Raw genomic sequence first — 19,987 nt, 5'->3', positions numbered from 1 at the left:
CCGACCTCCCAAAGGAAATCCGACGTGCGTTGCCTCCAACGCGCCCTTGCTGGCGCCACCCTCGTCCTCGTCCCCGGCACCGCCGCCCTTGCCGCCGACGCCGACGCGACCGCTGCCGAACAGGACGCCGCGCAAGTCATCGTGGTGACCGGCAGCCGCGAGGAATATGGGGTGAAGTCGACGATCACGGGTACCAAGACCGTGACCGCGCTGCGCAATATCCCGCAAGCGATCTCGATCGTGTCCGAAGCGCAGATCGAGGACCAGTCACTGCGCTCGGTCGCCGACCTGCTGATGTTCGTGCCCGGCGCCACCCCCGGCACCGGCGAGGCCAATCGCGACCAGCTGACCCTGCGCGGCAACAACACCACCGCCGACTTCTTCGTCGACGGCCTGCGCGATGACGCGCAATATTTTCGCGACTTCTACAATCTCGACCGGGTCGAGGTGCTGAAGGGCCCCAATGCGATGATCTTCGGCCGCGGCGGCGGCGGCGGGGTGATAAACCGCGTCACCAAGCGCGCGGGCCTGCTCGACGACCGGCAATTCATCATCAGCCACGACAGCGAGGGCGGGACCCGCCTGACCACCGACGACAATGTGCGGCTGGCGGGCGCGCTGGGACTGCGGGTCAACGGCGTGTGGGAGCATGGCGACAGCTTCCGCGACTTCACGAAGATCAAGCGCTACGGTATCAACCCGACGCTCGGCTGGCAGCCCGGCAGCGACACCCGCGTCGACCTCTCCTACGAATATTTCCACGACCGCCGCACCACCGACCGCGGCATCCCGTCGCTTGGCCGTCGCCCACTCGAAGGCTTCGACGCGGGGTTCTTCGGCGATCCCGCCAACAGCGTCAGCGATGCCGATGTGCAGATCGCGACGCTGGGCGTCGAGCAGAAGTTCGGCGACAATCTGCTGCTCCGCCATCGTTCGCAATTCGCCGACTACGACAAATTCTATGCCAACCTCTTCCCGAACAGCGCCGTCAGCGCGACCGGCACGGTGGCGATCGGCGCCTACAACAGTCGCAACGATCGCCGGAATCTGATCAGCCAGACCGACCTGGTGTGGGACGGCAGCCTGGCCGGGATCGATCAGACCTGGCTGTTCGGCTTCGAGGTCGGGCGCCAGACCAGCCGCAACCAGCGCCTGTCCGGCCGTTTCCTCGATGCCAATGGCTCCTCCGTCACCCTCGCCAACCCGACCGTCGAACGCCGGATCGAATTCTTCCGCGCCGCCAGTGATGCCGACAATCGCACCCGCGCCACCGTCGCCGCCGCCTATGCCCAGACCCAGCTCAAGCCCGCCGAGTGGATCGAGCTGGTCGCCGGGCTCCGGTTCGACCGCTTCCGCCTGTCGGTCGATGACGAACGCACCAATGTGCCGACCTTCGCCCGCACCGACCAGCTGGTCTCGCCGCGACTTGGTCTGGTGGTGAAGCCCAACAAGAACCTCAGCTTTTACACCAGCTATTCGCGCTCCTACCTGCCCCAGTCGGGCGACCAGTTCGGCGGACTGACCCAGACCAGCGCGGCGCTGAAGCCCGAACAGTTCGACAATGTCGAAGCCGGCGCCAAGTGGGAGCTGCTCGACGGCCTGCTCGCCACCGCCGCGGTCTACCAGCTCGACCGCAGGAACACGCAGGCGCCCAATCCGATCGTTGGCCTGCCCAACCTTCTCACCGGCGCGACCCGCACCCGCGGGCTGGAGCTCGGGGTCGAGCGGAGCGTCGCCGCGCGGCTGCAGGTTTCGGCCGGCTATGCGCTTCAGGACAGCGAAATCCGCCGCACGACCAGCGCCGCCCCGGCGGGGCGGAAGGTGCCGCTGGTACCGCGGCACAGCTTCTCGCTGTGGACCAAGTATCAGGCAAACAAAGCGTTCGGCGCGGGGCTCGGCCTGCTCGCCCGGTCGAAGAGCTTCGCCTCCCTGTCCAACACCGCCACGGTGCTGCCCGGCTACGCCCGGCTCGACGGCGCGCTTTACTACAAGCTGATGCCGGGCATCGAGGCCCAGTTGAACGTCGAGAACCTCACCGACCGCGACTATTTCCCGACCGCGCACAACGACAACAACATCGCGCCCGGCGCCCCGCGCAACGCCCGGCTGAGCCTCAAGGCAGAGTTCTAGGCGAGCTCCGCGGCGCGGTCCCTGATCCGCATCAGATCCTCGACGAACCGCGCCCGCTCCTCCCGGCGACGCTGTTCCTCGGGGATTCGGAGGAGGAAGCTGGGGTGGACCGTCACCCAGCATTCGCTGCCGTCGGCCAGCGTCAGCGGCGCGTCGCGGACCTTTGAGATGGTCACCGTCTTGCCGGTCAGCGAGCGCGCGGCGGTCGCACCCAGTGCCACCGTCAGCGGCGGCCGGATCAGCGCGCGCTCCTGCTCCTGCCACCAGCGGCAGGCGTCGATCTCGGCGGTGTCGGGCTTGGAGTGGATCCGCTTTTTGCCACGCAGCACGAACTTGAAATGCTTGACCGCATTGGTGACGTAGGTGGTCGAGCGGTCGATCCCGGCCTTTTCCAGCGCGGCGTCGAACAATTGCCCGGCGGGGCCCACGAACGGACGTCCGGCCAGATCCTCCTGGTCGCCCGGCTGCTCGCCGACGAAGAAGATGCGCGGGTTGAGCGGCCCTTCGCCGAACACCGTTTGGGTCGCGCAGCGGTGGAGGTCGCAGCGGGTGCAGCCCATCGCCTCTTCCCGCAGTGCCGCCCATGCCGCCTCGACGTTCCCGCCGGGAACGGGCACGTCGGCCTTGGGCAGATTGGCGTGCGCACGTTCGATCATTTCCAGCTCCCGTGCCCGGGCCCCCGCGATCAGCGGCGCGACCAGCGAGGTTTCCGGCATGTTGTGCCAATATTTCCGCGGCATCTCCTTCAGCATCGCCTTCACCTTGAGACGCGCGGGATTGAAGATGCTGGAATAGTAAGTCCGCCAGGTCTCCTCGAGCGGATCGCCATCGGGCGCGTCGGCGCGGCTTGCCCCCGGCCCTTCGCTCAGCGTTTCGCCGTCCGGATCCCAGTGGATCGACAGTTCGGGGCTGAGGATCGACCAGCGCATGGTGGCGAAGCGGCGGACGAAGAACCCGGCCTCGCGCCGAACGATATGATGGTCGGGCTCGAAGAAGGCGACGAAGCGGGTGCCCTCCCCCTCCTCCACTTCACGGAAGCGGACGAAGGCATGCATCTTGTGCGCGTCGCGGCGCACTTCCTTGGCGAGCTTCTCCAGCCGGTCGACCAGCGGATCGGCGCGATCGTCCAGCACTCGGCGATTGGCCTTCAATTTCCACAGCAACGCATAGAGCAAGGCGAAACGCTGCGGCTCGGAATGGCAGATCGCGGCCTTCGCCATGTCGAGAAACGGCTTGGGCACCGAGAACATCGGCTCGCCCGACGGCGGCGGCACCGCGCCTTCGCTGCCGAACAGCTCGCCGTCCTCCCCGCGGACCTGCCACACCACGCTCATCGGGGGCACGCCGGCCATCACCAGTTCGCGCGCCGCATCGCGCCAGCCATCGAAATCGTCGGGCTGATCGAGGGTGATCTTGAGCGGGTCGATCTGCGGACCGTCGGGCAGCAGCACGCCGGCCCGGCCACTGGGCCCTAGCCGGCAGTCGAACAGATCGGCACTGTTGCCGAAGCGGCCGTTGGCGTCACTCATGATTGCTGAACGCGCAGAGGGGCAAGTGAGCCATTCCGCCCACCCCTCAGGCGGCGAACAGCTCGAGCTGGTGCTTCTCGGGCTTGATCCAGCGCTTGAGGTCGGCCTTGTCGGTCAGCAACGTCGGACGCCAGTCGCTGGTGACGATGAACGGGCGCATCTTGGCAATACTGACCGTCAGCCGCGCGACGTCGTCGAGGGTGAAGGTGCGGAACCGGCGCGAGCGAAGGATCCGCTCGACCGCCTTGGTCCCGAGCCCCGGCACACGCAGCAACTGCTCCCGGCTGGCCTTGTTGACGTCGACCGGAAAATATTCGCGATACTTGAGCGCCCAGGCGAGCTTGGGATCGATATCGAGCGGCAACATGCCCGTGACGTCGGCGGCGCTGACCACCTCGTCGGCCTTGAAGCCGTAGAAGCGCATCAGCCAGTCCGATTGGTAGAGCCGGTGCTCGCGCATCAGCGGCGGGCGCTGCAGCGGCAGCACCGCGCTGGCATCGGGGATGGGCGAGAAGGCCGAGTAATAGACCCGCCGCAGGCTGAAGCGGTTGTAGAGCGTGCTGGCCTTGCCGACGATATCCGCATCGGTTGCGGCATCGGCGCCGACGATCATTTGCGTCGACTGGCCGGCGGGCGCGAAATTGGGCGCCGACTTGTACTTCTTGCGCGCGTCCTTGCCGTCCTCGATCGCGCCCTTCATGCCGAGCATCGCGCCTTCGATCTGCGGCTCGCTCTTCTCGGGCGCGAGGCGCTTCAGCCCCTGCGTGGTCGGCAGTTCGACATTGATCGAGATACGGTCGGCATAGAGCCCAGCCAGCCGCACCAGCTCGGGATCGGCGTCGGGGATGGTCTTGAGGTGGATGTAACCGCGGAAGTCATGGTCCTCGCGCAGCGACCGCGCGACCTCGACCAATTGCTCCATCGTGTAGTTGGACGAGGCGATGATGCCCGAGGAGAGGAACAGCCCCTCGATATAATTGCGCTTGTAGAAGGCGAGCGTGAGATTGACGACTTCCTGCGCCGTGAACCGCGCCCGTCGGACGTTCGAGCTCTTGCGATTGATGCAATAATGGCAGTCGAAGATGCAGCTGTTGGTCAGCAGGATCTTCAATAGCGAGATGCAGCGGCCGTCGGGGGCATAGGCGTGGCAGATGCCCATGCCCTCGGTCGACCCGATCCCCTTCCCGCCGACACTGTTGCGCTTGGACGTGCCCGACGAAGCGCAGCTCGCGTCATATTTGGCGGCATCCGCGAGGATCGCCAACTTCTCGCGGGTGTCGAGCTGCGCCATTTGTTCGGTATATGTTCACGCCCGTCCAAAGGCAAGCTTTCCCGGCTTTTCCGGCGCTTACCTCAGATCGGAAGCTTGGATCGCGCCTTGCTGGCAAGGCCGTCGACGGGAACGTCGTTGATGACCCGGAAGCGGGCCTCGATCAGACTGTAAAGGCCGAACAGGATCAGTCCGACGGCGACGATCGAATCCCACGGCGAGGTCAGCCAGGTCAGCGCTTCTTCCATCCCGCCAGCTTCGCCCGCCTGCTCCTTGAAGCCCGCCGCGGTCAGGAAGGCGCCGCTGATCAGGAACACCAGCCCGCGCGCGGCGTAGCCGCCCTGCCCGGTATAGCGCGCCCAAGGCTGATGGGCGACGCTCGGTTCGAGATGCTTGAGGAATTCGGCCTTCCACGCCTTTTTCAGCTGGACCGCGCCGACGATCAGCAGGACCAGACCCGCGACCACCAGCATCAACTGGCCTCCCGGGAGCTGGAGCGCGGTCTGGGCGCCTTCCTGCGTTCCGCTGCCGCCGCTGCTGCCGCCCGAGCCGGCATGCTGGACGAGGCGGATCGCTTGCCAGGCGAGGAAGAGGTGGACGATTCCGCTGGCCGCCGCACCGCCGCGCTCGGCCAAGCCCTTCTTGCCCTCTTCGTGCCTCTCGATGTTGAACGCCGCGTCGGACAGGCGCCACAGACCGTAAGCAAGGAAGCCGGCGATCATCACGTAAAGGAGCGTCCGACCGCCGCCCTCGGCCAGCACCGACAGGGCACCGCTGGTATCCTCGGTCCGTCCGGTACGAAGGATCAGGAATCCGATGGTCAGGTAAAGCAACCCGCGCGCCGCAAAGCCAAGGCGGGTGAAAGTGGTGAGAGCTCCGCTCGGGTCGGTGCGCATGGGATCGGTTCCTCCTGTTGGGGAGGTGAACGGACCTGACCCGACACCGTTCCGCCCGCGCAACTTTTGCCGCGCGGCGGAACGGCTGCCCGAGCTTATTCGGGCGGCGAGTCCTGCGCGTCCTGTTCGGCGCGCTCGGCGACGCCCTTCTGGATTTCCTTGGTCGCGCAACCGAAGTCACCGCCGGGTCCGACGCCCGAGCAGGTGCCGGGACCGGTCTGGCCCATCGTCGCCAGCGCCTTGGAGCGTACGCTCCAGCTCTGGCTCAGCTGGGGCGGGCCGGTCGGGCGCAGCGCCTCGGGCAGCCGGTAGCGCTCCTTCTCCGGACGGCGGGCGCAGACCACCACTTCGTCATCGGTCGAGCGCGGGCACGGATCGGTGCCGAACACGATGATCTCCTTGGTGCGCTGCTGGGAAACAGCCTGCGACTGAGCGGTGGCGGGGAGCGCGCTGAACAGGCCGCTACCCACCACGGCGCCGAACGCGACAAACAAACGGGTCTTCATGATCCAACACCTTTCAGGGGCTTCAGCGCACGGGCCCACATCACGTTCCCGCCTCAAATCCGCTTGGACGCCGCGATTGCGACCTTGCAGATGGAGCGAATGGCAAAGCTCAGCAGCGGATAGCCGGGGGTTTCCAGCGCGCCATGCTCGCGCGCGGTCTCGCGATGCTCAAGCTCCTCGGCCTGGAACTTGAGGATGTCGGCCGACAGCTCGGGATCGCTGTCGCCAAGCTCCCGCAGCTGTTCCTCATAATGGAGGTCGATCTCGGTCTCGACCGCATCGGTGCAGGCCATGGCTGCCTTTTCGCTGAGCAGGGCGGTCGCCGCGCCGAGCGCGAAACCGCCGATGTGCCAAAGCGGCTGAAGCAGCGTCGGGCGCACCTTGCGCTCGGCCAGCAGCTGATTGAACCGCGCCAGGTGCGCATCCTCCTGCGCAGCCATATGGGTAACGAGGTGCGCCGCGCGCGAGGAACCGCGCAGCACCGCCAGCTGCCCGGCATAGATGCGGGTCGCGCCATATTCGCCGGCATGATCGACGCGCAGCATCGAATGGAGGTCGGGCGCACGGTCGCCCGGCTTCCAGCTGGACGTCAGCGCTTGTGCATCAGCCATAGGATAGCTCCGGCGGAGAAGAGGGAAATGACGGCGTTCCAGGCGGCCAGCGACAGGCCGAGGAACGACCAGGCGATCTGGTCGCACCGGATCAGCGGCGTCGCCATGATCGACTTGAGCAGTTCGTCGGGAGTCGCGCCGGTCGCCACGCTTGAACAGGTGGTGAGGCCTTCCCACCAGCCCTGCTCGACCCCAGCATGGAACAGGCCGATCGCTCCCGACACCGCGATCGCGAGCGCTGCCAGCAGCGTCAGCGGTCTGGCGAGGCGAGGAATGACGAGCGACAATCCGGCCAGCACGATCGCGGCAAGGTGCGGCCAGCGTTGCCACAGGCACATCTCGCAAGGGTTAAGGCCACCGAGATGCTGCGAACCGAGCGCGCCCAGCAACAAACTGCCGGGGACCGCCATGGCAAGCCATTGCGAAAACCGCAGCGAGCCCCCGCGCACAGCCGCCAGATCCCCGGTCCGAGCGTCCATCAGCGCGCCTTGGGCGCCGCTCCGCCCGGGCCGGCCGCGAGCCGCTTCAGCGACTTGACCGCATAGTCGAGCTGGAAGTCCTTGACCCCCTTCTTCTCGAGTTCGGCGGCAGTGGCGGTGAAGCGCGGATCAACCGCGTCATCCTTTTCGAGCAATTTATCGTCGATCTTGTTCTGCGCGACGAGGTGTCTGCGAAGGTCCGCCTCGCGAATCGTCGGGCGATCCTTGTAGTCGGGATCACTCAGCTGCGGCACGACGATGTCGGGATCGATCCCGCCGGCCTGAACCGAACGGCCCGACGGCGTGAAATAACGCGCGGTGGTGAGCCGCAGCGCGCTTTCCTGGTCGAGCTGAATGACCGTCTGGACCGAGCCCTTGCCGAAGCTGCGCTCGCCCATGACGATCGCCCGGCGATGGTCCTGCAGCGCGCCCGCGACGATCTCCGCCGCGCTGGCCGAGCCGGCATCGACCAGCACCACGATCGGGCGACCACCGGTAAGGTCGCCCGGCCGCGCGTAGAAGCGCTCGATATCGTCCTTGGCCCGGCCGCGCTCGGACACGATCTCGCCGCGTTCCAGGAAGGCGTCGCTGACCGACACCGCCTGGTCGAGCAGCCCGCCCGGGTTGGAGCGCAGGTCGATGACATAGCCGAGCGGCTTGCCGCCCGCGGCTTTGTCCATCGCGGTGAGCGCCGAGGCGACCTGCTCGCCGACATTGGCCGAGAAGCTGTTGATGTTGAGGACGCCGATGCCGTCCTTCAGCTCCCACTTGACCGGCTTCAGCTCGATCCGCTCACGGCGAAGCGTCACGTCGAACGGCTTGTCACGGCCGGGGCGGACGATGGTGATCTTGATCGGGCTCCCCGGAGGCCCCCGCATCTTCTCCACCGCTTCGTCGAGGTCGAGGCCGTAGAGCAGTTCGCCGTCGAGATGGGTGATGTAATCGCCGGCCTTGATCCCGGCACGGTCGGCCGGCGTGTCCTCGGTCGGGCTGATCACCTTGACCGTCCCGTCCTCCTGCGTGACAGACAGGCCGAGGCCGCCGTAATTGCCGTCGGTGGTGGTCCGCAACTGGCGGAAATCCGACGCTTCGAGGTATGAGCTGTGCGGATCGAGGCTGGCCAGCATGCCGTCGATCGCGCCCTTGATCAGCTTGTGATCGTCGGTCTTGTCGACGTAATTCGCGCGCACCCGCTCGAACACCCCCATGAAGGTTTCGAGTTCCTTGTAGGTCTCGGTATCGGCCGCCGCCTGGGTCGAGGCAGCGAGAGGAACCAGGGCCAGCGCCCCGACGAGGGCCAGCGGGGGGAGGAGCTTGCGGATCATGGGTCCAGTCTTAGCCATTTCGCCGGCCAGTTAACAGCGCCGCGCATGAACAGGCGATGAGGATATTGGCCGTCTAGCGAGATGAGGCGATCTGCGAGGCGGGCTCGGCCCGGCCGCCGCGGAAAAGTTCGGCGGTAACCGGCGCCAGCGCGCGCCCGATCGCCTGCCCGCGAGCGACCCGATCGCCGACTCGAACCGCCGGACGGACTTCGGTCAGCAGGGTCGCCCAGCCCTCGCCGTGGTCGATGATCACGACCCCCTCGCGGCGGCGAAACGGCCCGGCGAAGGCGATCCGGCCGTCGGCCGGCGCCACTACCTGCGTCCCGCGCGAAGCAGCGAAGGTGACGCCGCGCGACCGGACGCCGTTGCCGGCAAGCTCGCCCATCCCGCTGGTGACTTGCCCGCCGGCCGGGACGATCCAGGCGAACGGGCGCTTGTCCGCCCGCTCGTCGGCTGGCACCGGCCGCGGCTCGGCTGCGGGAAGCCGCGATAGCGCGGCGGCGAGCGAGCGCGCGGCCTGACGGCGCGCCGCCTCACTCGTCAGCATCGCTAACCGCTCGCTACGGTCGATCACCGTGTCACCGGCTTCGAAGGCTTCAGAGTCGCGAGCCTGGGCCGAGGCCAGCGCTTCGCTCTCGCGCGCAGCGAAGCGTTGCTGCGCCTCGGCCGCCGCCTTGCGCTCCTCCCCCAGCTTGGCCCGCAATGCGCGCTGGGCATCGGCAGTCGCCGTCAGCGCCTCGGCCTCGCTGCGCAAGGCGGCGGTTCGCTTCTCGACCTCCGGCCCGAGCGCCCGGACCAGCGCGGTCAGGCGTACCTGCTGTTCGGCGCCGCCGGCGGTCGCCAGCATCAGCCAGGCCGGACGCCTGCCCGCCTCGGCCAGCCCCGCCAGCAATGCGGTCGCCGGGCGGCGTGCTTCCGCCAGCCGGGCGTCGAGGATGGCCCGCCGCCGATCGAGCGCCGCCAGCTGCGCTTCGGCCAGCGCGATGCGGGTGTCGGCGGCGAGCATCGCCTGTGCCTCGGCCGCGCGCTGCGCCGCCGCCTTGCTTGCGGCATCACGTGCCTCTGCCGCGGCGGCTTCGAGCCGGGTCTGCTCGGCCGCCGCCGCCGCCGCTTCCTGCTCGGCTACCCGCACCGGGTCGGCCGCGGAAACCAGCAGCGGAGCGAGGGCGAGGAGCAGCAAGCGGCGCATCGGGCGTCAGCCTTGCCGGTGATAGGGATGGCCCGCAAGCCAGCTGGTAGCGCGGTACAATTGCTCGGCCAGCATCGCCCGGGCCAGCAGGTGCGGCCAGGTCGCCGCGCCGAAGCTCAGCAACAGGTCGGCGCTCGCCCGTTCGCCTTCGTCATGGCCGTCAGCGGCCCCAAGCAGGAACCGGCATTCGCGCACGCCCCGGTCGCGCCACTTGTCGAGTTTGGCGGCCAACTCGCTCGACGCCAGCGCCTTGCCGCGTTCGTCCAGCAGGACGGTGATCGACGGGCTGAGCGGCGGCGGCATCGTCCCGCCACGGTCTGGGAGTTCGGTCATCCGGTAGGGCCAGCTCAATCGCTTGAGATAGCGCTCGACCAGCTCGGCCTCGGGCGAGCGCCCGATCTTGCCGCGGGCGATGATGTGGAGGAGCATCGGTCGGGGCTCAGCGCCCTTCGACTTCGCTCAGGGCGAACGAAGCAACTATCGTTGGTCCTGAGCGGAGTGCGAAGCACGAAGTCGAAGGGCCCCGCATGAAGGGACTCACCCCGCGGCAGCGGCCTTTTCGTCGCCGAACGCCCACATCCGCTCCAGATTGTAGAAGCTGCGCACCTCGGGCCGGAACAGGTGGACGATCACGTCGTCGGCGTCGATCAGCACCCAGTCGGCGGTCGGCAGGCCCTCGATCCGGACCAGCTTGCCATGATCCTGCTTCAGGCGCTCGGCGAGCTTGGTCGCCATACTGGCGACCTGGCGGGTCGAGCGGCCCGAGGCGATCACCATATGGTCGGCGATGCTCGACTTGCCGGCGAGCGGAATGGAAACCACCTCGACAGCCTGATCGTCGTCGAGGCTGCGGAGCACGGCCGCATGAATGTCCTCGACGGAAGCCGGCGTGCGGGCGCCGACCATTTCAGGGGTGTCAGCCAAGGTGTCTCCTGTGTTCTGCGGAAAGAGTAACGCCCGAACCGCGGTTCGTGTTGCGAGCGAAACGTTGGTGCCAAAAGGGGTCGGCGACGCGGAGCTGCGTTGCGGAAGTCCGGTCAGGCGGTAAGCCCAGGAAGACGATCGCCGGGGCACTCCAACGCGTCCAGTCCCGTGCCTGCGCCCCAGGCCGGACGAAGCGCCGGAGCCAGCCCGACACGCGAGCCGTGCGGGCGTCATCGTCATACCCCGGACGGGACAAAACGGCAATCGGCACGGTTGAAGCCAGCTGACGCCAGTTCTTCCACTGATGAAATTGCGCCACAGTGTCCTCGCCCATCAGCCAGATGAAGCGGTGGCGGGGGTAGCGCCGGGTGAGCTTGGCAAGGGTATCGACGGTGTAGACCGTGCCCAGCCGCTGCTCAATATCGCTGACCCGGATGATCGAGCGCCGGGCGAGCTGCCGGGCCGAAGCGATCCGCGCCGGGTAGGGTGCCATGCCCGCCTTGGGCTTGAGCGGATTGCCGGGGCTGACCAGCCACCACACCTCGTCCAGCCCGAGCGCGGCGGCGGCGGCCAGGCTCATCGCCCGATGTGCCCGGTGCGCGGGATTGAAGCTGCCCCCAAGAAGACCGATGCGCCGAGCCATGCCGGCAGGGGCTAGCAGCGCCCGGCTCCCTCTGCCACTCTCGGGGTGGGGAACTGCCACACATGAACGCCATCGAACCGATCGCCGACGCCGTCACCGGGGGCCTGGCCGCGCGCACCGTGGAACCCGCCACCGGGGTCGACGGAAGCGGCCATACCACCGAGCGCGCCTGCCTCAACTGCGGGACCGCGCTGGTCGGCGACTATTGCCACGCCTGCGGCCAGCATGCCCACGTCCACCGTTCGCTCGGCGCTTTCGGGCACGACCTGCTGCACGGCGTGTTCCATTTCGAAGGCAAGATCTGGCGCACGCTGCCGATGCTGGCATGGCGCCCGGGGGAGCTCACCCGCCGCTATATCGACGGCCAGCGTGCCAGCTTCGTTTCGCCGATCGCCTTGTTCCTGTTCGGCGTCTTCCTGATGTTCGCGGTGGTCAGCCAGCTGCCCTCCTCAGCGTTCGTCGACACCAGCCAAATGCAGGCCGGCCTCGAGAAAGGCGCGAGGGAATCCGAGGCCAGGCTGCGGGAGCTCGAGGCGGAGCGAACGACCGCGGTGGCGACCGGCGACCAGGCGGCCGTCCAGACCATCGATCGCAAGATCGCTTCGCAGAACGAAGATCTCGCCCTCACTCGCGACATCGCGGCCAAGGGGGCGGCGGGGGCGCTGGCCCATGCCTCGGACGACACTCCTTTTTCGATCGCCAGCCTCAACGAGGCTTATGCCAAGGCCGTGAAGAACCCCGAGCTTTTGTTCTTCAAGCTCAAGAGCAACGGCTACAAATACAGCTGGGCGCTGATCCCCCTGTCGCTTCCGCTGATGTGGCTGCTGTTTCCCTTCTCGCGGCGCTGGCGGCTCTACGATCACACGGTGTTCGTGACCTATTCGCTGTGCTTCATGACGTTGCTCGTGGTGGCGGGAAGCCTGTACAAGCTGGCCGGACTGCCGGGCGTGGGGCTGCTGATGTTCGTTCCGCCCGTCCACATGTACCGCCAGCTACGCGGTGCCTACTCGCTGTCGCGCCTGTCGGCCCTGTGGCGGGCCGCAGTGATGAGCGTCGGCTCCTTCTCAATCGTGCTCCTGTTCGGGATCGCGCTCGTTCTGCTGGGTCTGTTCGACTAGGCCGGGCAGGGATATTTCGCGGCCGAGATACGGGTCATCGCCTCGGTCATGTCGATCCGCTGACGCTCGGATTTCGGAATGGCGCTCAGCCGCTTCATGAACTCCTCGGGTCCTATACCTTGCTGGCCTTCCGGCGGGCAGGAACGGGGCTTGCCGCCAGCCTTGAGCACGGCCAGGCGCTGTTCGCGCGACTTCAGACCGGCCTTTCGCCCTTCATCGGTCAGCGCCTTGATCTCGCCGCGGCTGAACAGCGCCAGCGGACCCTTCTTGAACAAGGCGGCGGCGCGCTGGTGATAAACCTCGGCGTTCATCGATTGGGCGGCCAGCGGAGTCGCGGCAAGCGTCAGCAGTCCTGCGCCAAGGGCTAAGCTTAAAGGTCGCATCAAGGCTCCTCTTGAGGATGAAACGCTCAGCGCTTGCAGGGGTATTTGCGCTGCAGCACCTGCAGCATCGCCGCGCGCAGGGTCAGCCGCTGGCGCTGGGCCTGCGGGATCTTCCGCAGCGCGGTGAGGAATTCCATGTTGCCCAGTTCGGCGCGCGGCTTGGGGGGCTGCAGTAGAGAATCGGCTTGCCGGCCTTTTCCGCCGCCTCGCGCTCGAGGCGGATGCTGTCGCCCGCCGCCGTGCCTTCGCGCTTCAGATTCTTGTAGTCGGCGTCGACCAGCGCCAGCGGACCCTTGGCGACCAGTCGGTCTGCGCGGTTGAGGAAGTTTTCGGCGGTGCCCGGTGCCGCGGCGGCGGCGGGAACGGCGGAGGCGAGGAGCAGGGCAGCAGCCAGGAAGCGATACATACCGCCTCATGGCCCATCCGGCGATGAAGGCAAAGTGAACTGCACGAAAAAGCGCCGCCCCAGCCGAAGCCGGGACGGCGCCAATTCAGTGCGCAGGTAAGCGGTCAGACCCCGGCGGGGGCCGCTCCGCCGAAGCCGCTCGGCTTGCGGGTCTTGGGGATGCCGACGCCGGCCGGCGGGACAACCGGGCGCGACGAACCGCCGCGATCGATCGTGCCGCCTTCCAGCACCTTGGTGATCTCCTCACCCGACAGCGTCTCATATTCGAGCAGGGCCTTGGCCAGCGTGTGGAGCTGGTCCTCGTGGGTGCCGAGCAGTTCTTTCGCGCGATCGTAGCCGCCCTCAACGATGCGGCGGATCTCGGTGTCGATCGCCTTGGCGGTCTCGTCGCTCATCTGCCGCTGGCGGTTCATCGAATAACCCAGGAACACTTCCTCGTCGGCCTCGGCATATTGCAGCGGACCCATCGCGTCGGACATGCCCCACTTGGTGACCATGTCGCGCGCCAGGGTGGTGACATACTGGATGTCGCTCGACGCGCCCGAGCTGACCTTGTCATAGCCGAAGATGATCTCCTCGGCGACGCGGCCGCCCATCGCCACCGCCAGGTTGGCGTGCATCTTGTCGCGGTGATAGCTGTAATTGTCGCGTTCCGGCAGGCGCATCACCATGCCCAGCGCACGGCCGCGCGGGATGATGGTGGCCTTGTGAATCGGGTCGGACGCCGGCTCATGGATGGCGACGATGGCGTGGCCGGCCTCGTGATAGGCGGTCATCCGCTTCTCGTCCTCGGTCATGACCATGGACCGGCGCTCGGTCCCCATCATCACCTTGTCCTTGGCTTCCTCGAACTCGCTCATCGCGACCAGCCGCTTGCCCTTGCGCGCAGCCAGCAAGGCAGCCTCGTTGACGAGATTGGCGAGGTCAGCGCCCGAGAAGCCGGGGGTGCCGCGCGCGATGGTGCGGGCATCGACGTCGGGGGCCAGCGGCACCTTCTTCATGTGCACACCCAGGATCTGCTCACGGCCCTCGATGTCAGGACGCGGCACGACCACCTGCCGGTCGAACCGGCCTGGGCGCAGCAGCGCGGGGTCGAGCACGTCCGGACGGTTGGTCGCGGCGATGATGATGATGCCTTCGTTGGCCTCGAAGCCGTCCATCTCGACCAGCAACTGGTTCAACGTCTGCTCGCGCTCGTCATTGCCGTTGCCGAGACCAGCCCCGCGATGGCGGCCGACGGCGTCGATCTCGTCGATGAAGACGATGCACGGCGCGCTCTTCTTGGCCTGCTCGAACATGTCGCGGACGCGGCTCGCGCCGACGCCGACGAACATCTCGACGAAGTCCGAACCGGAGATGGTGAAGAAGGGCACGCCCGCCTCACCCGCAATGGCGCGGGCGAGCAGGGTCTTGCCGGTACCGGGCGAGCCGACCAGCAGCGCGCCCTTGGGGATCTTGCCGCCAAGGCGGGCGAACCGGCCCGGATCCTTCAGGAATTCGACGATCTCCTGCAGTTCCTCGCGGGCTTCGTCGATGCCGGCGACGTCGGCGAAGGTGACGCGGCCTTCCTTGGGGACGAGGATCTTTGCCCGGCTCTTGCCGAAGCCCATCGCGCCCGATCCGGCATTCTTCTGCATCTGGCGCATGATGAAGAAACTGATGCCGAGGATCAGGATGAACGGCAGCGACTGGACCAGGATGATCCACCAGATGCTCGACTGTTCGGCTTCCTTGACCTGGACCTGGACCCCGGCCGCGAGAAGCCGCTCGGTCACCTGCGCGTCGGACGGCGCGGTGGTGCGGAAGGCCTCGCCATTGGCCAGCTTGCCGCTGATGATCCGGTCGCCGGTCTGGGTGGCGCTGCTCGTCACCTGGCGGACATTGCCTTCGCCGACCTGCCGGACGAAGTCCGAGTAGGCGATCGGGTTTCCGGTCTGTGCGCGGGTCCCGCCCTCGAGCAATTGCGCGAAGAGCACCAGCCCGAACAGCACGCCGACCCAGATCAGCAGGCTCTTGCTCCAGGGGCTGCTCGGCTTCTTGTTCTTGTCGTCCATGCGGGCAATGTAGGTGATGGGGTAGCCAGCGCCTAGAGGGCTGGTCTCGAAGCCCGGCTCAATGCCGTAAACTGTCTCTTTCTGTGTCATTGCCGCACAGCAGACTCGTTTCGCCGCAGCGACGACACAGCTCGCCTCACGTCCGCCTCAACCGCTTGTTCGGCCACGGAACTTAGACTTACCGTTAAGGAAGCATTGAGCCGCCGGCCTCCATAAGGGGCAGGACGTCGGTTCTTCCGAAGTGATGATGGAGCCCAGATGCGCGTTCTCGCCTTGCTCGCCTGGATTCTCAGCCTGGTCGCCGCACAGCCGGCCTTGGCCGCTTCCAGCCCGCACCTGCAGAGCCTCGAACAACAACTCGCCGCCCTGCTGGCGAGCCGGTCTGGCGACGTCGGCGTAGCCGCGCTCGACCTCGCCACCGGCGAAACCGTCGCGATCAACGGGGACAAGGCCTATCCGATGGCTTCGACCATGAAGGTTGCGGTCGCCGCCGCCTATCTCGACCAGGTCGAATCCGGCCGCCGCACGCTAAACGATCGCATCGCCGGGCAAAGCGCACGATCCTTGATCGAATCGATGATGATCAAGTCGAACAATGTCTCGACCGACCTCCTGATCGGCAACCTCGGCGGGCCGCGCGCGATCCAGGAATGGCTGGAGCATAACCAGATCCGCGGCGTGCGGGTCGACCGCAACATCGCCCGCCTGCTCGCCGACAAGCGCGACCTGTGGGACCTGCGCGACAGTTCGACGCCGGTGGCAATGGTCCAGATGCTGCGCAGCCTCGACAAGGGGAACATTCTGACCCCGGCGAACCGCGCCTATCTGCTCGACGTCATGGCGCGCTGCTCGACCGGCAAGAACCGCATCCGCGGGCTGCTGGCCGGGGTCCCGATCGCCCACAAGACCGGAACGCTCAACAATTACACCAGCGACGTCGGCTATCTTACCCTGCCCGACGGACGCCGCCTGGCAGTCGCCTTCTTTGCCCGTGGCGGCACCGACCGTCCGCTGACCATCGCGCAGGCCGCGCGGACAATCTACGACGGGTTCGCCGGCTGGGTCCGCAGCGTCGCCTTCTCCGACAGCATGGCGCGGGCGATCAGCGCCAACTGACGCCCTAAGCGCGGCCGCCGCTGGCCGGTGGCGTGCGCAGGAAGGTGGCAATCGCCTGCCACAGGCTGCGGATCGCCGGCACGGTCGAACCGGCCGCCCGCTTCTCCGACGACGCCAACAACTGCCCCAGCAGGTCCAGCGCCTGCAACTCCTTCCCAAGCGCGGCCACGACCGCGGGCTCGGACGACAGGGCATCCTCCAGCCGGTCGACCAGCCGCCGGGCCAGCGCGAGTTCCTCGGCGAGGCTCGGCTCGCGGGCTTTCGCCGGTGCCGCCGCGCCCGGCCGGTCCGGCATCCAGCGCGCGACGTCGATAATTTCGGTGAAGCGGAGGCCGCAGCTGCTCCCGGCGCTCCACATCACTTCCGCCGCAACTTCCGCCGCCCCGCGGCACAGCAGCAATGTGCTGCCGCGGGGCGGCGGCTGAGGAAGGTCGATCCGCGCCCCGGACGCGCTGAGATTGCGGACCCGAACAGGTCGTGACGCTTCGCCGGGCAGGCTCAGCTGGGCCGACAGGAACAGATTGGTGCGTGGCTGACGCGCAGGCTGTGACTGGCCGTCGTTCCCCGGCTGCGGGTCCGGATCGCCACCGGCGGAAGCGAGATGCGGCGACGGCGACATGCTTCATTATCGCCGCCTGCGGTCCGCAACGGTCGGGAAACATCCATTATGTATGCAATTGGCGGCGCGGAGGTGCCAGTTCGATCCGCCACACTCCACCGGCCTCCGGCGTGACTTTCGCCAGCCCAACGGTCGCCCTCCGCCCTTCGTCCAGCGCTGCTAGCAGGCGGTCGAGTTCGGGGCCGCTCGGCCGGGTCTCGAATGCTGCAAGGGCTGCCAGCAAAAGGCGCCGGCGGATCTCGCGAGGAAGCAGTGGAATGTCGCGCAGCACCATCCCGTCGGCGCTTGGCGCTAGGTGACGCTGGCGAGCCTGCTCGACCGCCGCATCGAGCGCCTCGCTGGCCTCGGCCAGCGCCGCCGCGCTGCGTGCCAAGCGTTGGGGATCGAGCCATTCTACTGCCGCCAGCAATTTCCTGACCCGCGTTCGCTCGTGACGCGGATCGGAGTTGGCGGGATCTGACACGGGGGTCCAGCCGGCGTCGGTGACAATCTCCACCAACTCAGCCTTACGAGTCTGCAGCAACGGCCGGACCACCCGGCAGCCGCCGATCTCCGCCCTCTCCCGAATGCCGCTGAGCCCGCCGAGGCCGCTTCCGCGGGCAAGCCGCATCAGCAGGGTCTCGGCCTGATCGTCGGCATGATGCGCCGTCGCCACCGACGCCAGCCCGTGCGACGCCGCCCACTCCCCCAGCGCCGCATAGCGCGCCTCGCGCGCCCGGGCCTGCAGGCTCGCGCCCTGCCCGACCGTCAGCGACAGGATGTCGTGCGGCACGCCAAGCTTGGCGCACAGGTCCGCGACCATTGTTGCTTCGTCGGCATTCTCCGGCCTCAATCGGTGATCGACCGTCGCTGCCCGCACCCTGCCTGGCCGCGCCGAGGCCGCGAGCAGCAGAAGCGCGAGGCTGTCCGGACCGCCGGAAACGGCGATACCCAGCTGTCCGTCGGGGACGAGGCGGTCGAGCGCCGCCGCCAGCCGCGTCCCGGCGTCGGCCGGGACGGCGGCGGTCATCAGCAGCGCGCCCGGGTCTTGGCCGGGGGCAGCAGCTTCTGCAGGTCGGCGCGCATCGACCCGCCATAAACCTCTTCCAGCTCGGCATAGGCCTTGCAGGCCTGCGCCGGCTGCTTCAGCGCAACCAGCGCCTCGCCAAGGTAGAAGAGGCTGTCCGCCGCCCGTTCGCCCTTGGGATTGCCGCGATAATTGGCGAGCAAAGCCTCGGCCGCTGCGCGCGGCTGCCCGCTGTCGAGCAGGGCGCGACCGGCCAGGTTGTTGGCCCAGCTGACCCGGCGGTGCCCTGGGAAGCTCGACGCCATCGAGCGCAGCGCGGTCACCGCCTGCGGGTAGCGCTTCTGCAGCCACAATTGATAGCCGACGTCATAAGCCGCCTCGCCGTCGGCGGTAGCATCTCCGGTGCGCACCGGGCGCGGCGGCGCGGCCTCGACCGTGCGGACCGGAGCGGCGGTCACCAGCTCGGGCGCTGCCGCCGTTTCGCCCGCAGCCCCTGCCGGCTGGGTCGCGGCACCGCCGGCCTCCACCGCCCGCAGCCGCGCGTCGAGGTCGGTCCGCATCCGCGCGATCTCGGTCTCAAGCGTCGCGACGCGGTTGCCATTCTCCTCGGCCAGCCGGGTCGATTCCGCCAGCTGCCGCTCCAGCGCGTCGATCCGGTTGGACAGCGCAACCACCACCACCTGGCTGGCGGCCGGGGAATCGTCGAAGCCCGCGGTGTCCGCCGGCTGACCCTTGGGGAACACCTGCCGCTGCAACTGGCGGGTCTGCCGCTCGAGGCGATAGATCCTGTCTTCCGGGGTCGGCTGCTGCTTCTGCGCGGCGGCCGGAACCGTGAGCGTGAGGGCCGCAAGGCCCAGGAGGAGAATGTGCTTCATGACGTCATTTCCGTGCTGTGACCGGGCTTAGCGCCCGATGAACTAGCGTTGCGGGGTGGGCGGGGTGGTGGTGGGCGTTGCACCCGGGCCACGCATCAGGTCGGGGCCGAGCAGCGACACGTTGCTGACCGTACGGTCCGCTTCGCCCACCGCGGGCGCATCGGCCGTCCCGACCGAGATGCGGATCGATTGCGGCCGACCGGTCCGCAGCACCGGCGCGGTGGCGGTAGTCGGCACCTCATAGCTCTGGCCCGACGCCAGCTCTCCCTGGAACAGGTTGGCGCCGCCGCGCTCGCTGACCTGGATCCAGGTCGGCTCGTTGGCGGTGATCACCACCGGTCCGCCCGGCGCCGTCGCCGCGACCGGCGCCGCGCCTACTGCCGGCTGGGTAGCTGTGGCGGGTGCCTCGGCTTCGGCCACCGGGCTGTCGTCGGCGGAAAGCGTGCGATTGCGGTTCCACAGGAAAGCGGCGGCGACGGCGACTAGTGCCACCAGCGCCAGCAGCACCAGCCAGCGCGGCATTACCCGCGCCGGATCGGCCGGTTCGAAGACCTGCGCCTCGGGACGGGCAGCCAGGGCACCGGCACCCATCTCAAGCTTCAGCGCGTCGCCGATCTCTCCCCGGTCGAGCCCGACCATCCCGGCATAGCTCTTGGCGAAACCGACCGTGTACATCGGCGCGGGTAGCTTGTCCCACTCACCGTCCTCGAGGCTCTGCAGGTGGCGGGTCGGAATACGGGTCCGCGCCGCGACGTCCTCGAGCGTGATGCCCTCGCGCTCGCGCGCGTTGCGCAATTGCTCTCCGACCGTGCCGGTTTCGCTGGTCACTTCATCCATTACGCGTCGATCACCCTCCCGAGGCTTTGGCGCCCGTTGTTGCGGGGTGTGCGGGTCCCGTCAATCTGAAC

At 67.8% G+C, this 19,987-nt stretch carries 21 protein-coding genes; 3 read left to right on the top strand and 18 right to left on the bottom strand.

The features are described from left to right. Positions 1-24 precede the first annotated feature (24 nt). Positions 25-2,130, top strand: coding sequence for a TonB-dependent receptor (locus M1K48_RS12080; RefSeq protein WP_249503454.1), 2,106 nt, complete (start codon positions 25-27; stop codon positions 2,128-2,130). On the opposite strand, the gene M1K48_RS12075 is transcribed toward M1K48_RS12080, so the two are convergent. The 11 genes from M1K48_RS12075 to M1K48_RS12025 form a co-directional block, all read right to left on the bottom strand. After that, complete coding sequence (locus M1K48_RS12075; RefSeq protein WP_257794148.1) at positions 2,127-3,659, bottom strand: UdgX family uracil-DNA binding protein; 1,533 nt, start codon at positions 3,657-3,659, stop codon at positions 2,127-2,129. The genes M1K48_RS12080 and M1K48_RS12075 overlap by 4 nt on opposite strands. 46 nt (positions 3,660-3,705) lie before the next feature. Next, a complete protein-coding gene (locus tag M1K48_RS12070) occupies positions 3,706-4,950 on the bottom strand; it encodes a putative DNA modification/repair radical SAM protein (RefSeq protein ID WP_249503453.1) in 1,245 nt (414 codons plus the stop codon). Positions 4,951-5,012: 62 nt separating this feature from the next. Beyond that, complete coding sequence (locus tag M1K48_RS12065) at positions 5,013-5,825, bottom strand: DUF1206 domain-containing protein (RefSeq protein ID WP_249503452.1); 813 nt, start codon at positions 5,823-5,825, stop codon at positions 5,013-5,015. A 95-nt stretch (positions 5,826-5,920) separates the two neighbouring features. Further along, entirely contained in the window at positions 5,921-6,331 is a 411-nt protein-coding gene (locus tag M1K48_RS12060) for a hypothetical protein (protein WP_249503451.1), read from the bottom strand. 53 nt (positions 6,332-6,384) lie between these two features. Then, on the bottom strand, positions 6,385-6,942 hold the full coding sequence (locus tag M1K48_RS12055; protein WP_249503450.1) for a demethoxyubiquinone hydroxylase family protein: 558 nt from the start codon (positions 6,940-6,942) through the stop codon (positions 6,385-6,387). Next, positions 6,921-7,421: a disulfide bond formation protein B gene (locus M1K48_RS12050; protein WP_249503449.1), complete on the bottom strand. Its 501-nt coding sequence runs from the start codon at positions 7,419-7,421 to the stop codon at positions 6,921-6,923. The genes M1K48_RS12055 and M1K48_RS12050 overlap by 22 nt, the downstream gene beginning before the upstream one ends. After that, positions 7,421-8,746, bottom strand: coding sequence for a S41 family peptidase (locus tag M1K48_RS12045; protein ID WP_249503448.1), 1,326 nt, complete (start codon positions 8,744-8,746; stop codon positions 7,421-7,423). Before M1K48_RS12045 ends, M1K48_RS12050 begins: the two co-directional genes overlap by 1 nt. A 73-nt stretch (positions 8,747-8,819) precedes the next feature. After that, positions 8,820-9,935 carry a murein hydrolase activator EnvC family protein gene (locus M1K48_RS12040; protein WP_249503447.1) on the bottom strand — a complete coding sequence of 372 codons (1,116 nt, stop codon included), beginning with the start codon at positions 9,933-9,935 and terminating at the stop codon, positions 8,820-8,822. 6 nt (positions 9,936-9,941) lie between these two features. Next, entirely contained in the window at positions 9,942-10,364 is a 423-nt protein-coding gene (locus M1K48_RS12035; protein WP_249503446.1) for a 23S rRNA (pseudouridine(1915)-N(3))-methyltransferase RlmH, read from the bottom strand. 108 nt (positions 10,365-10,472) lie between these two features. Continuing rightward, positions 10,473-10,841: a ribosome silencing factor gene (rsfS, locus tag M1K48_RS12030; protein WP_249505252.1), complete on the bottom strand. Its 369-nt coding sequence runs from the start codon at positions 10,839-10,841 to the stop codon at positions 10,473-10,475. 10 nt (positions 10,842-10,851) lie between these two features. Beyond that, complete coding sequence (locus M1K48_RS12025; RefSeq protein WP_249503445.1) at positions 10,852-11,502, bottom strand: nicotinate-nucleotide adenylyltransferase; 651 nt, start codon at positions 11,500-11,502, stop codon at positions 10,852-10,854. A 62-nt stretch (positions 11,503-11,564) separates the two neighbouring features. On the opposite strand from M1K48_RS12025, the gene M1K48_RS12020 reads away from it, so the two are divergent. Further along, a complete protein-coding gene (locus M1K48_RS12020; RefSeq protein ID WP_249503444.1) occupies positions 11,565-12,620 on the top strand; it encodes a DUF3667 domain-containing protein in 1,056 nt (351 codons plus the stop codon). Here M1K48_RS12020 and M1K48_RS12015 read toward each other — a convergent pair. The 3 genes from M1K48_RS12015 to ftsH form a co-directional block, all read right to left on the bottom strand. Continuing rightward, the gene (locus M1K48_RS12015) at positions 12,617-13,003 is read right to left on the bottom strand and encodes a hypothetical protein (protein ID WP_249503443.1); all 387 of its coding nucleotides are present in this window, start codon (positions 13,001-13,003) and stop codon (positions 12,617-12,619) included. The genes M1K48_RS12020 and M1K48_RS12015 overlap by 4 nt on opposite strands. Before the next feature lie 82 nt (positions 13,004-13,085). Beyond that, on the bottom strand, positions 13,086-13,409 hold the full coding sequence (locus M1K48_RS12010; RefSeq protein ID WP_249503442.1) for a hypothetical protein: 324 nt from the start codon (positions 13,407-13,409) through the stop codon (positions 13,086-13,088). A 104-nt stretch (positions 13,410-13,513) separates the two neighbouring features. Further along, positions 13,514-15,463 (bottom strand): ATP-dependent zinc metalloprotease FtsH, encoded by a 1,950-nt coding sequence (ftsH, locus tag M1K48_RS12005; protein WP_249505251.1) that lies wholly within the window; start codon positions 15,461-15,463, stop codon positions 13,514-13,516. A gap of 258 nt (positions 15,464-15,721) precedes the next feature. Here ftsH and M1K48_RS12000 point away from each other — a divergent pair, with 258 nt between their 5' ends. Then, positions 15,722-16,579 (top strand): serine hydrolase, encoded by an 858-nt coding sequence (locus M1K48_RS12000; protein WP_249503441.1) that lies wholly within the window; start codon positions 15,722-15,724, stop codon positions 16,577-16,579. A 4-nt stretch (positions 16,580-16,583) separates the two neighbouring features. Here the strand turns inward: M1K48_RS12000 and M1K48_RS11995 are convergent, their stop codons facing one another. From M1K48_RS11995 to M1K48_RS11980, 4 genes are read right to left on the bottom strand one after another with little or no spacing between them, the layout of a single operon-like run. Continuing rightward, positions 16,584-17,198: a PilZ domain-containing protein gene (locus M1K48_RS11995; RefSeq protein WP_249503440.1), complete on the bottom strand. Its 615-nt coding sequence runs from the start codon at positions 17,196-17,198 to the stop codon at positions 16,584-16,586. Between the two features lie 46 nt (positions 17,199-17,244). Next, positions 17,245-18,207, bottom strand: coding sequence for a tRNA lysidine(34) synthetase TilS (gene tilS, locus M1K48_RS11990; protein WP_249503438.1), 963 nt, complete (start codon positions 18,205-18,207; stop codon positions 17,245-17,247). Then, positions 18,207-19,079: a tetratricopeptide repeat protein gene (locus M1K48_RS11985; RefSeq protein WP_249503436.1), complete on the bottom strand. Its 873-nt coding sequence runs from the start codon at positions 19,077-19,079 to the stop codon at positions 18,207-18,209. The genes tilS and M1K48_RS11985 overlap by 1 nt, the downstream gene beginning before the upstream one ends. Positions 19,080-19,121: 42 nt before the next feature. Beyond that, the gene (locus M1K48_RS11980) at positions 19,122-19,916 is read right to left on the bottom strand and encodes a helix-turn-helix domain-containing protein (RefSeq protein ID WP_249503434.1); all 795 of its coding nucleotides are present in this window, start codon (positions 19,914-19,916) and stop codon (positions 19,122-19,124) included. Positions 19,917-19,987: the final 71 nt, after the last annotated feature.

The sequence above is a fragment of the Sphingomonas glaciei genome, from assembly GCF_023380025.1.
Taxonomy (GTDB): Bacteria; Pseudomonadota; Alphaproteobacteria; order Sphingomonadales; family Sphingomonadaceae; genus Sphingomicrobium; species Sphingomicrobium glaciei.
The sequence above is the reverse complement of the archived record's forward strand: the minus strand, read 5'-3'. Positions and strand labels throughout refer to the sequence as shown.